At 47.8% G+C, this 14,005-nt stretch carries 13 protein-coding genes; 7 read left to right on the top strand and 6 right to left on the bottom strand.

The genetic code is table 11. From position 1 onward, the window contains the following. Positions 1-18: 18 nt before the first annotated feature. Positions 19-750, bottom strand: coding sequence for an NUDIX hydrolase (locus ACYVGO_RS22895; protein WP_460971245.1), 732 nt, complete (start codon positions 748-750; stop codon positions 19-21). Between the two features lie 170 nt (positions 751-920). Between ACYVGO_RS22895 and ACYVGO_RS22890 the strand changes: the two genes are divergently transcribed. Further along, the gene (locus ACYVGO_RS22890) at positions 921-2,549 is read left to right on the top strand and encodes a carboxylesterase/lipase family protein (protein WP_142771797.1); all 1,629 of its coding nucleotides are present in this window, start codon (positions 921-923) and stop codon (positions 2,547-2,549) included. Positions 2,550-2,639: 90 nt separating this feature from the next. Here the strand turns inward: ACYVGO_RS22890 and ACYVGO_RS22885 are convergent, their stop codons facing one another. Then, positions 2,640-3,938, bottom strand: coding sequence for a protoporphyrinogen/coproporphyrinogen oxidase (locus ACYVGO_RS22885; RefSeq protein ID WP_460971244.1), 1,299 nt, complete (start codon positions 3,936-3,938; stop codon positions 2,640-2,642). 219 nt (positions 3,939-4,157) lie between these two features. Between ACYVGO_RS22885 and ACYVGO_RS22880 the strand changes: the two genes are divergently transcribed. The 6 genes from ACYVGO_RS22880 (at position 4,158) to porG (ending at position 9,272) form a co-directional block, all read left to right on the top strand. Further along, on the top strand, positions 4,158-4,775 hold the full coding sequence (locus ACYVGO_RS22880; protein ID WP_142771799.1) for an anthranilate synthase component II: 618 nt from the start codon (positions 4,158-4,160) through the stop codon (positions 4,773-4,775). Continuing rightward, positions 4,772-5,548 (top strand): alpha/beta fold hydrolase, encoded by a 777-nt coding sequence (locus ACYVGO_RS22875; protein ID WP_142771800.1) that lies wholly within the window; start codon positions 4,772-4,774, stop codon positions 5,546-5,548. Before ACYVGO_RS22880 ends, ACYVGO_RS22875 begins: the two co-directional genes overlap by 4 nt. Positions 5,549-5,762: 214 nt before the next feature. Then, positions 5,763-6,431: a CBS domain-containing protein gene (locus tag ACYVGO_RS22870; protein WP_142771801.1), complete on the top strand. Its 669-nt coding sequence runs from the start codon at positions 5,763-5,765 to the stop codon at positions 6,429-6,431. A 100-nt stretch (positions 6,432-6,531) separates the two neighbouring features. Next, positions 6,532-7,407: an NAD kinase gene (locus ACYVGO_RS22865; protein ID WP_142771802.1), complete on the top strand. Its 876-nt coding sequence runs from the start codon at positions 6,532-6,534 to the stop codon at positions 7,405-7,407. Positions 7,408-7,579: 172 nt separating this feature from the next. After that, positions 7,580-8,560, top strand: coding sequence for a DUF6089 family protein (locus tag ACYVGO_RS22860; RefSeq protein ID WP_142771803.1), 981 nt, complete (start codon positions 7,580-7,582; stop codon positions 8,558-8,560). A 40-nt stretch (positions 8,561-8,600) separates the two neighbouring features. Continuing rightward, complete coding sequence (porG, locus tag ACYVGO_RS22855; protein ID WP_460971243.1) at positions 8,601-9,272, top strand: type IX secretion system protein PorG; 672 nt, start codon at positions 8,601-8,603, stop codon at positions 9,270-9,272. Positions 9,273-9,296: 24 nt separating this feature from the next. On the opposite strand, the gene ACYVGO_RS22850 is transcribed toward porG, so the two are convergent. From ACYVGO_RS22850 to ACYVGO_RS22835, 4 genes are all read right to left on the bottom strand, one after another. Then, positions 9,297-10,034, bottom strand: coding sequence for a hypothetical protein (locus ACYVGO_RS22850; protein ID WP_460971242.1), 738 nt, complete (start codon positions 10,032-10,034; stop codon positions 9,297-9,299). 323 nt (positions 10,035-10,357) lie between these two features. Then, a complete protein-coding gene (locus ACYVGO_RS22845; protein ID WP_460971241.1) occupies positions 10,358-10,744 on the bottom strand; it encodes a hypothetical protein in 387 nt (128 codons plus the stop codon). Between the two features lie 17 nt (positions 10,745-10,761). Continuing rightward, a complete protein-coding gene (locus ACYVGO_RS22840) occupies positions 10,762-13,506 on the bottom strand; it encodes an FtsX-like permease family protein (RefSeq protein WP_460971240.1) in 2,745 nt (914 codons plus the stop codon). After that, on the bottom strand, positions 13,499-13,837 hold the full coding sequence (locus ACYVGO_RS22835; RefSeq protein WP_142771806.1) for a PadR family transcriptional regulator: 339 nt from the start codon (positions 13,835-13,837) through the stop codon (positions 13,499-13,501). The genes ACYVGO_RS22840 and ACYVGO_RS22835 overlap by 8 nt, the downstream gene beginning before the upstream one ends. Positions 13,838-14,005 lie beyond the last annotated feature (168 nt).

The following is a 14,005-nucleotide window of genomic DNA, read 5'->3' as shown; positions in this document are numbered from 1 at the left end:
TTGAGCAATATAACTGGTTTATTTAGCTGAACTAAATCGATACAGGAATGGAGCTTTATGAGCGCCCCCGCTGTATTGTTTATCCAGACGCTCCAGAATACCCAGACTTAGCATCTTGCGCTGAAAACCGGATCGATGTAGTTTCTGATCCAGAATGGTTTCGTACAGGCGTTGTAAATCAGCCATTGTAAAGATTTCGGAGAGTAGATTGAAGCCAATTAGTTTCCGATCAAGGTCGGTGCGCAACGTGTCTAATGCCTTCTGAACAATGGTTTGATGATCCTGCATAAGTGGAGGAAGATTGGCTAAATCGTACCAGCCACAACTATCCGACAGGGAGTCCGGAATGGGCACTGCTTTTGTAAAATCAACTAAGGCGTAATAGCCTACTGAAACGAACCGGCCGAGCAACCAATGATTCTCCCTGGGCGTTAATCCTTTAGCTGTCATGATAGCCCGCATCGGGCTTGGGTCGTGGCGATTGAGATCGCCAAAGACATAAAATTGCTCCAGGTAAATATCATGCAAACCTGTTCGCTCTGATAAAACCCGTCGGGCCGCATCGTTCAAATTTTCAGTTGTTAGAATAAATCCGCCCGGCAACGCCATCAACCCGGTGTTACGATACTCCAACAGAAGAATCTTCAACTGATTTTGGTGAAACCCAAAAATGACCGTGTCGATGGCCAGACCTGGTAAAAAACCTGAACCGTCTGTTTTGCTCTCTTCCGGGTGTAACTGATCATTCATGCCATTAAAATTTAGCCGCAAGTAACAAAAATTTTGGCCGTCTCACTCGAAGCGTCTATTATTGTATCAATTTGTTACAATAATAGAAATACTTCCTTATCTAATTGACTGATTAGGGAGTAAATAGATGTAAGCCAACCTTTTTTCACGATTACACAAAACTGATTGACATGAAAACCCTTTTTATGCTTTCATTGCTGACTGTGCCATTCGCCCATCTGGCCGTGGCTCAGTCGACTAATGCGCCCCAGGCTAAAACTGCCAATGGGATGGTGGAAGGCGTTACCGAAGCCAGCGGCATTCGCGCTTTCAAAGGAATTCCCTTTGCTCAACCGCCAGTTGGCGACTTGCGCTGGAAAGAGCCACAACCCACCAAAAACTGGACGGGGGTACGTAAAGCCGACCATTTTGGTCCACGTGCCATGCAGGGCAATATTTTTGGGGACATGGGTTTCCGCTCCGATGGGATGAGCGAAGATTGTCTCTATCTGAACGTGTGGACTCCTGCCAAATCATCCAATGAGAAACTCCCCGTATTAGTGTATTTCTATGGGGGGGGATTCGTAGCGGGCGATGGCTCTGAGTCACGTTATGACGGCGAAAGTATGGCCCGTAAAGGCATTGTGGCCCTCACGGTCAACTACCGGCTAGGCGTATTTGGCTTTATGGCCCATCCTGAGTTAACCAAAGAATCTCCCCACCACGCATCAAGCAACTATGGCTATCTGGACCAGGCGGCTGCTCTCAAATGGGTACAGCAAAACATTGCTGCCTTTGGTGGCGACCCCAAGCGGGTTACTATTGCTGGTGAATCGGCAGGCTCGGTTTCGGTCAGTGCGCAAATGGTCTCGCCTTTATCGAAGAACCTGATTGCAGGTGCTATTGGCGAAAGTGGTTCATTACTAGGAACACTGCCACCTGCGCCACTGGCTACTGCCGAGGCAATGGGCGTTAAGTTTGCAACCGGTGCCGGTGCTAATTCGCTGGCCGAGCTACGGGCAATGTCGGCAGAAAAGCTACTCGAAGCCACTACCAAGCCAGGTGTACCTTGGTTTACATCGGCTTTAGACGGCTATTTCTTCCCTAAATCGCCGGTTGAGCTATTCGCAGCTGGTGAACAGGCGCATGTGCCCTTGCTGGTTGGCTGGAATTCGGAGGAAATGAATTATCGGTCTGTACTGGGTAAAGAACAACCTACGGTAGATAATTATACGGCCGCCGTGAAGAAACTCTATCCTGAACGCGCTGAGGAAGTATTGAAATTATACCCAGCCAGTTCGGATGAGCAGGTGCTCCAGGCCGCTACGGATTTAGCCAGCGATCGTTTTATTGGCTACAGCACCTGGCGTTGGTCTGATCTACAGGCGAAAACGGGTGGTAAGCCTGTATACCGCTATCTATACGCACGGCCCCGCCCAGCTATGACGGCTGCTATGGGCGATGCTGCTCCTGGTTTAGCCGGTGGTGTTGTTAGAGGGGGTGATGCATCGGCTATGAAAATAGCTCCGGCACGTGGTGCCGTGCATTCTGCCGAAATCGAATACGCCATGGGTAATCTGGCCAGTAATAAAACCTATGCCTGGACGCCCGACGATTATAAGGTGTCGGAAGTGATGCAGAATTACTTCGCCAACTTTATAAAAACCGGGAATCCCAACGGAACCGGTTTGCCGAAATGGTCGGCAGTAAGCGGTGACAAAGAGGCTCCCTTCATGCTGATCGATGTAAACACCCACCCTGAAACGGAGAAAAATCGGGCGCGGTACCTGTTTCTGGATCAACTGAGTGCCAAACAGTAATTGGTTAATAGTGGGAGTCGTGTAGTGGTGCAGTAGTGTAGTAGTTCCTAAAACCTACTACACTACTGCACCACTACACGACTCCCACTATTATTTACTGATCATCTCCGCTACTTCCCGACCCGTTTGCATGGCTGCGTTGAGCGATGGATAGGCCGTTTGATCACCACACTGGTAGAGATTAGGACCTGGCTGGAGGGATTTACGAAGTGCGTCTTCGCCTGCCTGTTCTGGAGCATAGGCGGGTAACGCACGCGGAATCGAATAGGTGCGCAAATGGTGCCATGCCTGAACTCCCTGGCCGAACCAGCCAACAAGTTCCTGCTTAATCAGTTCGGCTAAGGCTGTTTCGCTGATGGGTTGTGGTCCTTGTGTACTTACTGAAATCAGGACCTTATAGGCAGGTGCATAGTCGGGGGCAACATCGCTCATAATGGCAATATTATGCACCACTGAATTCCGGTTCGTATTGAGAATCAACAACTTTTTCTGCTCAGGGCTGATCGTAAGTTGAGCGGGATCGGCTGAAAAGTAGGTGCAGGTAGTCTGGTTAAATGCCTGTTCAGTAGGAGCAGGGTTCCCTAACAACGTAGCCGCCTGAGCTGCATCGACGGCCAGCACAACGGCACGGGCTTTGATTGTCTCGCCAGTACGCAGGCGAACGGTATTGCCTGAAATTCCCTCCACCGGGCTGTTTAGCCGAATCTGTTCAGGGTTCAGGTGGCTCGCTACTTGATCGGCAATGGCTATGATGCCTTTTGCGGGTACGGCCCCATCGCCTGAGAAAAACATCCGGAAACAGAATTCGAAGAAATTGCTCGACGTCGTCAGGTTGTCTTCCAGAAACACACCGCCAAAAAACGGACGGAAAAACCGGTCAATGATTTGCTCTGAAAACCCAAATTCCTGTAAAAAAGCGAGGGTTGTTATGGGCGTTTGGCGGAATAATTCATCAAAGGTCAGGCTTTGGGTTCGGCGCATTAATTCCGCAATACGTAGTTTATCGCCTACGGTTCCCACCGAGGATGCCAGCGTTTGAAAAATTGATAGCGGCTCCTGAAGTGGATTCTGCAACGTTATCCAGTTCCCCTGATCACGAATGAGCGCACCTGATCGAAAAGGTTTCAAATCCAGCGCGCTGTAGTTGAGCAATCGCTGTGCTTCCGGATAGGCGGTTAATAAAATCTGAAATCCCCGATCAAGCTGGAACCCATCCACATAATCCGTACGAACGCGCCCACCCACACCGTCGCTGGCTTCGAGTACTAGTGCATCAATACCGGCTTGCTTCAGGTAAACGGCACAGGTAAGACCGGCTATGCCAGCGCCAATAATAACAACGGGTGAATCCACCGCAACGGCGGGCGGGCCGGGCAAATCAGCAGACATAATTAAATGAGTTGGAAACGTGAATAAAATTCAAAGTTAAATGACATGCTAACTGTAGCATAACAGAGATGGCAAAGTTGTAGTACTTTTTTTATAAAATTTGAATTATTTGAAGTTTAAAAAAGTTTAAAGCATTGACTATCAGTAGGTAATAATTGTGTATTGTTGTTTTTTTTTAGAAAATATTAATTTTGTGTCAACAAGTTGCGTTATAGCCGCATGAAACTGTTGGTTGTTGATAACTTTGACTCGTTTACGTACATGCTCGTAGATTATCTACAGCAGGCGGGTGCCGTTTGTCGGGTTGTTCGTACTAACGAATCATGGAGCCAACTGACCGACGAACCTGTCGATGCGGTTGTATTGTCGCCGGGTCCGGGCGTTCCGGGTCAGGCGGGGCGGCTTATGGATGTGATCGAGTATTATCATCAGCAGGTACCCATGTTGGGCGTTTGTTTGGGACATCAGGCTCTGGGTGAATTTTTCGGTGCAAAACTGATACCCGCCCATCGCCCAATGCATGGTAAAGTATCATTGACCCGCGTGATCGAAAAAGATGTGTTATGGCAAGGGTTACCGACTGAGTTTGATGTAACACGCTATCATTCGTTGGTGCTTACAGACATGCCTGATTCATTGGCCTGTACTGCTGTTACGCAACAGGATGAAGTAATGGCACTGCGCCATCAGACTTTGCCGATCTGGGGCATTCAGTTTCACCCTGAAGCTGCCTTAACACAATATGGATTACGAATTATTGAAAACTGGATTGAGTTTGTATTGTTTAGGAATAAAAAAACAGATTCTGCCACATCCTTAACCATTGAATACGCATGAACTATCGGATTCGGGAAGAAGCGGGCTTCCGCTATGTTGATGAAGGCCAGGGGGATGTATTACTCTTGCTGCATGGACTATTTGGAGCGCTCAGTAACTGGGATAGTGTAATCAGCACGTTTTCGGATCGCTACCGGGTTGTGATTCCACTGTTGCCCATTTATGAAATGCCACTTCGGCAGGCTAGCCTGGAAGGACTGGTGGCCTATATTGAAAAGTTTGTTGCTCAGAAAGAGCTGCACGGCATGACGTTGCTGGGCAACTCATTGGGAGGCCACTTAGCCATTCTGTATACGTTCAAAAATCCTGATCAGGTTCGGGGCTTAGTGCTCACGGGTAGTTCGGGCTTATTCGAGAATGGTATGGGTGGATCGTTTCCCAAGCGAGGAAGTTATGACTACATTGCCGAACGCGTTGCCTATACATTCTACGATCCGAAAGTAGCTTCCAAAGAGCTGATTGACGAAGTGTTTGAAATTACCAGCAGTATTCCTAAATGCATGAGCATTGTGGGTATTGCCAAGTCGGCTCAACGGAACAATGTGGCAAAAGATTTGCACAAGATTAATGTACCCACGCTGCTGGTTTGGGGTCTAAACGATACAATCACACCGGCAGAAGTAGGCCACGAGTTTAATCGACTCATTGCCAATTCGGAGCTTTACTTTATTGATAAATGCTGCCATGCACCCATGATGGAGTGCCCCGACCGGTTTAATGAATTACTGGATAGCTGGCTCGCCCGACATCTGGTTGGTGAGTTGGTGGAGTAAGTTAGTAAGTGGAGTTAGTGAAATGAGTTCGTTGTGGAGTTAGTGAAGTTGAGAATAGGTGAATTACGAGTTAAAACCCACTTCACTCACTGCACTAACTGCACTTATTTCACCTACTCCACCAACTAACCCAATAAGATTTGGAAACTATGGAGGAATTTCCGTAGTTTTCTGGTGAACAGATTTCTGTTTTATTTACTACACGTTATTACCTATGCTGGCTGCCGAACTAATAGACCCAATGCTTCCGGCTCTGAAGCCAACCGACTCGGTCGGGCAGGCACTGGACTGGATGCAGGAACACCGCGTCGGGCAACTCGTGCTGACTGATCAGGGCGATTACCGGGGTATAGTGAGCGAAGAACTGCTCCTGGATGTTGCCGACGATGAGCGCACAATCGGTAATGTGATGCGTCTGTTTGAGCAAACCTATGTTCAGGAAGACCAGCACTTATTTGAGGTACTCGGACTGGTGGTTCGGCATCAGATGGAAGTGGTTGCCGTGCTGAATGAAGGACAGGAATTTATTGGTACTATTGCTGTTAGTGAATTGCTCAAGCAATTTGCCCAGGAATTGGGTGTACAGGATGTGGGTGCCATTTTGATTCTGAATATGAACGAGCGTGATTATTCATTGACGGAGATCAGCCGACTTATCGAATCCAACAATGTTAAAGTCATCAGCAGTTATTTTTCCAGTGCTGCCTATGGCATGCCCGATCGCTCCCGGCTAACACTTAAACTCAATCGACGGGATATCTCGCCCGTTATTTCAACCCTTGAACGCTTCGGTTACCAAATTGAAGCTGCTTTTGCCAATGCTCCTGTCGAAAGTATCGATCAGGAACGGCTCGATTCGCTACTTCGTTACCTTAACACCTAGTTTTGAGGTTTACAGTTTACGGTTTACGGTTGGCTGTCGCACCGTTGTTCATGCGACAGCCAACTATAAACTGTAAACTGTAAACCGTAAACTTCTTCTTATGAAAATCGCCATTCACGGGCGCAACTTTCCCGAATCGGCCCGGCCTTACATCCAGTCCATGTTCGAGGAACTGGCCAGACGGCAAGCCGAACTGATTATCTCGCAAGGCTATCGAGAGTTCCTGGATAATGCGGGTGTTGCCCATTATAGTCAGGCTACCTATACGGTCGAGGAAGGAGTTACAGATGCTGATTTTATATTCAGTCTGGGGGGCGATGGCACACTGCTCGATGCCGTGACACATGTGGGTCCCCGGGAAATTCCAATTATTGGTATCAACATTGGCCGACTGGGTTTTCTGGCAACGGTTGCGCCTGCCTCCGTTCGGCTCATGATTGATGCGCTGTTCAATGATCAGTATAGTATTGATGAACGAACATTGGTAAGCGTTCGGTCGAGCCAGGACATTTTTGGAAGCCTGCCCTTTGGACTGAACGACTTTACGATTACCCGTACACAAACCTCGTCAATGATTACGGTGCATGCCTACCTTGACGGCGAATTCCTGAACTCATACTGGGCCGATGGGCTGATCGTGTCCACGCCATCGGGTTCTACGGGCTATTCGCTGAGTTGTGGGGGACCGGTTTTATTACCGCATACGGGTAGCCTGATTATTACACCAATTAGCCCGCATAACCTGAACGTTCGGCCAATGATAGTGATGGACACTTGCCAGTTTACGTTTGAGGTTGAAAGCCGGAGTGGTAACTTCCTTGCCGCACTGGATTCCCGCTCGTTTACCGTTGATACCTCCGTTCGGATCAGCCTTCAGAAAGAAACATTTAAGGCGCGGTTAGTTAAACTTAGCGACGATAACTTCCTGAACACGTTGCGTAGTAAACTTAATTGGGGTTGGGATATCCGTAATTAACGAACCAATACCGGAGATTGTATACAGTCTGCTTTAGTTTTCTCAAATTCTCTCCATTTCCCATTTGTGGCATAATTTTTACGGTATACTGCCAATAAAAGCGTCAATCCGGCCGTTTCGGAATTGGTTGGCTTATGAGCTCAATCAGGGTTGATTCACCTATTTAAAGAGTATGAATAACTACAAGCAGTTGGTAATAAGCGCTGCGGCAGTTTGGTTGCTGACAGGTTTACTTACAGAAAGCTGGGCACAGCGACGACCAAACACGCATTTCGTTCCGTATTCGTCGGTTACTTTTGGTGGAGGAACATCTACCTATTTTGGTGATCTGGCAGGCTATAGTCATCCGTTTAAATCATTATTTACGCTACCTCGCTGGAATCTGGGCATTGGGTATACGCGCCAGTTTACGCCCAATTTTGCGGCCCGGGCTACGTTTACCTGGGCTCGGATTACGGGTGATGACTATACATTCGGCAAAAGTGATCCGAATAAATTTGCTGCTCAGTATGCTCGAAACCTGCACTTCCGAAATGATTTAAAAGAGTTCGCGGTTACGGGGATTTATAATTTTATTGAGGATGGACGTAACTCAAGTGTTCGGGCAAAATTTACCCCCTACGTGTTTGGCGGTTTGGCCTTAGTGGCGCACAGCCCAGAAGCCCGAACACCTACCGCCAGTGATACCAGTAACCAATATGGCGCACGTACGTGGGTAAAACTCCAGCCATTGCATACAGAAGGGCAGGGGCAACCTGGCTATCAAAAGCCGTATTCGCTTGTAACCCTGGCCATTCCAGTTGGCATTGGCGCCCGATACAGACTTAATGAGAACTTTAATCTTGGTGTTGAAATAGGGTATCGGTATACATTTACCGACTACCTTGACGATGTGGGCGGACCTTATGCCTCTCCCGACGCCTTACAAGGCCTGGCAAAAACAATGTCAGATCGACGACTTGAGCCTGATGCCTCCCGTGTTAATGTTACGCGTAACCCGAGTGTGCAGGATTTCCGGCAGACGAACCCCGACCAATTTACCACGACTGCCATGCGTGGAGCCGATGGAATTTTTAATGATGGTTATTTACTGACTACTTTTTCAATTCAGTATATTATCCCCATAAAAATCAAGTGCCCACCTACCAAGTAAACTGTAGACAGAAAACATATAGGTTACTGTCATCGAATTTATGCATCGATACCGAATGAATATAGCCCGGCTGATTGTAGCTGGGCTTTTTATCAGTCTTAGCACGCAAGCGCAAAAAATTGAACTTGGAGCCACGTTAGGCGGAATGCTTTGCAAAGGCGATGTGAATCCGGCCTTGAACCCCCGGTTGATTAGTCCGGCTATTGGTGGTTTTTTTCGGTATAACGCAACCCGATCCTTTTCCATGCGGGCAGGCGGCTCTATTGGCTCTTTCCGGGGTGAAGACCGTTTCAGTAGCGATCCTCTTCAACTGGCTCGTGACTACTCTTATAAGACCAGTATTCAGGAATTATACATTGATTTTGAATACAATTTCCTGAATTACAAACCTCTGCCTAAAGCTAAAAACTGGACTCCGTACATATTTGGTGGAATAGGCTTATGTAGATTCAATAATGATGTTATTCGGGCAGGGGGCGTTGTTACGTACCCACTCGGTATAGGTGTTAAGTATGAAATAAAGCGCCCCTGGAGTGTTGGTCTGGAGTTCGGTACACGGTTTACGCGGAACGATTACCTGGACGGTCTGGGCGATTTGACATTTGGTAAGGCAGTTACCAAAACGTCGCAGGGAAATCCGGCTCTATCAGATAGTTATACCTATGCTGCTCTAACAGTGAGCTACACCTTTTACAAAATCGTTTGTCCGTAGCGAACGGATTGCTTTGTACATCGCTTAGCCTGCCTGCCCCCATAGATACATAAGTATAAGTAACCCAAGAATGAGCGCGACCCAGCTCATAATGGCTCGACTACCTGGCGTTGGGCCATCGCGTAACACCTTAACCCCAAGCGGTACCAGCGCTATGCAGAGACCAGTGGTAGCGATTACCGAGGCTACAGAACTGCCTTTGAGTACACCAAGCATTAGGGACGACATCATGCCTAAGGCCAACGAGCGTAGTAGGCCGAGCGTGCCTGAGCGGTAAGCGCCGATGGCTAATATGATCCAGCCAAAGAGAATTGCTGCTGATAGGGTCGCAATGATATGGAAGGCCCCGTATGAGTTGGCAATGGCCTTTGTTGCCTGTTGCAGGCCCTGAATGTTCACTAATTGAAAAGCTAAATGATTAATACCGTAGTGAAAGGTGCGGGCAAATAGGCCTAGTATAACCAAGGTTCCGCCCCAGATTCCCCAGGCAGGTTCTTTATCGCCAATCAGTTTGGCGAGGGTAGCAATAGCGGGCCATAGTACTATGTTACCTGCCAGAAACAGGCTATAAGATGTAGTGAGTAGCACTGGATGTTCCTGGTAAGCTTTGAGCTGTTGAGGAAAGAAAAAGTCGAACTGTAGGCGGAGGAGTGTTCCAGCCAAAAGCAAAATCGGGCCAAGTAGTAACGAGGCTCCACCAACCCAGCGGCCCGGAAACCAGAAAGCTTCAATCTCAGTTGAATCCGTTTTTGTCGATGCCATCTCTTTTTAAAAACAAGATACTTGCAATAGATAGTACTGTGTAATGCATACTATATAAGCGGGCCTATTTTTAAATAAATGGTAATCGATAGCCTGATCTGAGGAGTGAATAATGTTCTTTTACATACTTGGCTTAGACTAAAAAAGCACCGCTGTTATCGGCGATGCTTTCTTCAATTATCGAGTGTGCGACTTTATGCTATTTCAATATAGCTTTTTCGTATTACCCCCAACCCCCTGAAGGGGGCTTTGCTCGACTATTCTCAACTTAAGCCCCCTTCAGGGGGTTGGGGGTAATACGAAAAAGCTCATTGAAAGTGGTATTAAATGACTTGTACTTGTTTCTTTTCTGAAGTCGACCGGGTCCCTTTGTTAGTCGGGCGACGTACGATGATGACGGCAATAGCCAGGGCAATCACGATAATTGCCCCTAAAACTGCACCCATCAATCGTTTCATTTCATGAAAAGGCAAGGTTATGTCCTGAGAAGCAAAGACCCGGTATTTAAGCAGGTCGATCTGCAGGCCGTTCATGCCCGATACGTCAAACGCTTGCTTGTAATGAATATCCTGCCCGTGTTTATTTACATCGATTTGGATTGAAAGGGTTTGATTATCGTCAGAAATTCGCGTTTTCACTCTGGAATTGGATGACTGAGCCTGTACAGCCGTACTCAGACTGAGCATCAGGATGATTAATAGATGTTTCATGTGTATTGTTGTTTATGTTATTCACTTCGTAAACTCTTTACCGGATTCACGAGGGCGGCTTTTACCGTTTGGAAACTGACCGTTGCCAATGCAATCAGAACAGCCGCCAAGCCAACACCCGCGAAAACCCATACGCTGATTGTGATGTGTTCCAGGTAATTATCCAGCCACGTTTTCATTAAAAACCAGGCTAATGGCAAAGCAATCACCAGGGCAATGAGTACCAGTTTTACAAAGTCCTGCGATAACGTGACAATGATGTTGGCCAGACTGGCACCCATTACTTTCCGTATGCCAATCTCTTTTGTTCGTTGTTCGATGATCATCATGGCCACGGCGAACAGACCTAAGCAGGAGAGTAAAATGGCAATGCTAGAGGCCAGACTACAGATGCGCGACAATTGCTCTTCATTCTGATACCAGGCATCGACGTTCTCATCCAGAAACGTGCCGATAAATTCTGACTGCGGAGCTACTTCTTTCCACACATCTTTAAGCTTGTCCATTGTGCCCGCCAGGCTCTGCGGAGTAACGCGGACAAAAATGTACCGGATAGGCTCATCATGCGAAAGGTACATCGTAATGGGTTTGGCTTCGTCGGCCAGCGAATACAGGTGGAAATCGGGGACGACGCCAATAATCTGAGATTTTGTGTTCGACGAGTCGGCATCATCGCCCATCAATACGCCTACCGGGTTAGACTCGCCCATCATTTTGGCCATGCTCGCCGTAATAATCACACGCTTCACAGAGTCTGTTGCATAGGTACGGTCAAAATCGCGGCCAGCTATTGGCTTAATGCTCAGGGTTTTCAGGTAATCGAAGTCGATTAATAATAAATCGCTTGACACTTTTCTGCCTTTGTAGGAGAATCCCATAGTCGAACGGGAGCTGACGTGATCTTTGCCACGCCCCAAATTGACTCCGGTACCACTTATGGCCAATATCGAAGGATCGTTAGCCAGTGTATTACGCAGGCGACCGAGCACCTGCCGACCATTCACCTGATTGCCAACCGGAATGCTGATAACCTGTTCTTTTTGGAAACCAAGGGGTCTTGTACGCAGAAAATCCAATTGCTGCGACGCAATGATTGTACAACAGGCCAGCAGGCTCGACATAACAAATTGCGTAACAATCAGTGAGTTGCGTATGGCACCGGGTCGTTTGATAGACAGTTTGCCTTTCAGCACTTCTACCGCATTGAACTTTGCCATTTGCCAGGCTGGATAGCCCCCTGCCACGAACGTAACCGCCACAAATACGCCCAGAATGACGCCAATAAAACCTGGCTCAAGCATGTGCGCAAACTGGAGTTTGCCGTCAAAAGTGGCGTTGAACAGAGGTAGAAGCAGGTAGGTAAGGAGCACACCGACTGAAAACCCAACCAGGCAAATCAGGGTTGATTCACCCCAGATCTGGACAAAAAGCTGGTTTTTGAGCGCGCCCAACGCTTTTCGCACCCCCACCTCACGGGCACGGGTAAACGAACGGGCAATGCTTAAATTAATGAAGTTGATGCAGGCAATCAGCAGGATGAAAAAGGCGATACCCATTAGTGTATACACGATGGCAATTGGTGTACCACCGCCCCCCGCTATATCCCGATCAAAATGTACTCGGGAAAGATTCTGTAATCGCACCGCAAATAAATCGCCACGCTGGTCGGGTTGGGCTCCTTTCTTTTTGAGTTCATCCAGCGCAGAGCGGTAATACTTCTGTGCGAAGGGCTTCAGGCGATTTTCGAACGTAGCCTGATCGACATGGGGTGGTAATTTTATATAAACAGTGTGCGAATTAGCAGTCCAATTATCTTTGTCGTGCTGATAAGCGTATGAATTCTCGATCCGAATTAATGCGTCGTATTGAATTGTGGAATTGTACGGTGCATCGCTAATGATACCAGTTACGATGTATTGCTTTTTATTACTATCGTTGCCAATCAGCAGGGTTTTGCCTACAGGATCTTCGGTACCAAAGGCGGTTTTGGCCATGTTCTCGCTGATAACGACACTGCTTAAATTGTGAAGTGCGACTGCCCGATTTCCTTTAACGAGAGGAAACGAAAAGATTTTCAGGAAATCCTCATCGGTTTGCAGGACCAGTTTATCGAAATATTTGCCCTTTACTTCTACCAGACTTTTTCGCCCAGTTAAAATGCGGGCTGCGGCTTCCAGTTCCGGAAAATCAGCTTTTAAGGCTGGCGTGAGGGGCAAAGGCATGTTACCACTTCGGAGCGCTTTTTCTGGGTCATTTGAGAAGAAGTAGGTCTGAAAAATACGGTCGTCGTCCTGATGGAAGTTATCGAATGTCAGGTGCAAATACGATCTGAGAAACAGGAAAATACAGACAACGAAGGCCACTGAGAGGCCAACGACATTGATGGTCGCATAGCCTTTGCTTTTCCAGAGGGTACGGAGGGCTATTTTAATATAATTATGGAGCATGTCGGGTTGTAGAATAAAGGTGGTTCGCGGGTTCGGCTCGAATCGTCGGGTTGTTGATTTGTAATGATGGGTGTTTGCCGAAATAAGTTGAGCACTACCCGAAGCGCGTCGCTTCAGGAAATAAGGCCGACAGAATTTAATGACCTCCAGAGCGTAAAGCTGGCGGGCTTTCTTCTCGCCAACTTCCTCTACCTGTAATTCAAACTGTTCATGCAGATCGCCCAGCAGCTCTTCCAGCAGGTAGGGCGGACACAACCACGTGAGCAGGCGATCGGCCCAGGCCGGTGGGTGGGGATATACGTTCGGCTTATCCATGACTGATGATCGGGTAGGTGTTCGGAATCGAATCCCAGAGTTGATTGCGAACATCCCGCATCTCGCCCAAGGTTCGCTTCCCCAGGGCTGTAATACCGAACAGGCGTTTTCGCCGACCTCCCCGAGAGGCTGTGGCACCTCCCAGTTCAGAACTGACGAAGCCTTTTTCTTCTAAGCGATACAGGGCAATGTGTACCCCACTCAGGCTGATTGTTCGGTCAGTACGCTGCTTAAGTTCGGCGGCTATAGTGACGCCATAAGCCCCACCCTCCAGCACGGCTACGGTGAGTAAAACCAGCTCTTCGAATTCCCCTAAATACGATCTTCCCATTGGCATTACTGATTTGCTTATTATTTGCTAAACAAATGCCTTGCCAACTTGAGAAATGGTCTTTTATGGCCAAATAATGTCTATTTTTGACTTGAAGAGTTTTTTGAGATGTCCAGAAACGGACAGAAATTGTACAATTGCGGACATGTAGTGCCGACCGTCCCGGTC

The organism is Spirosoma migulaei (assembly GCF_054776855.1).
The sequence above is the reverse complement of the archived record's forward strand: the minus strand, read 5'-3'. Positions and strand labels throughout refer to the sequence as shown.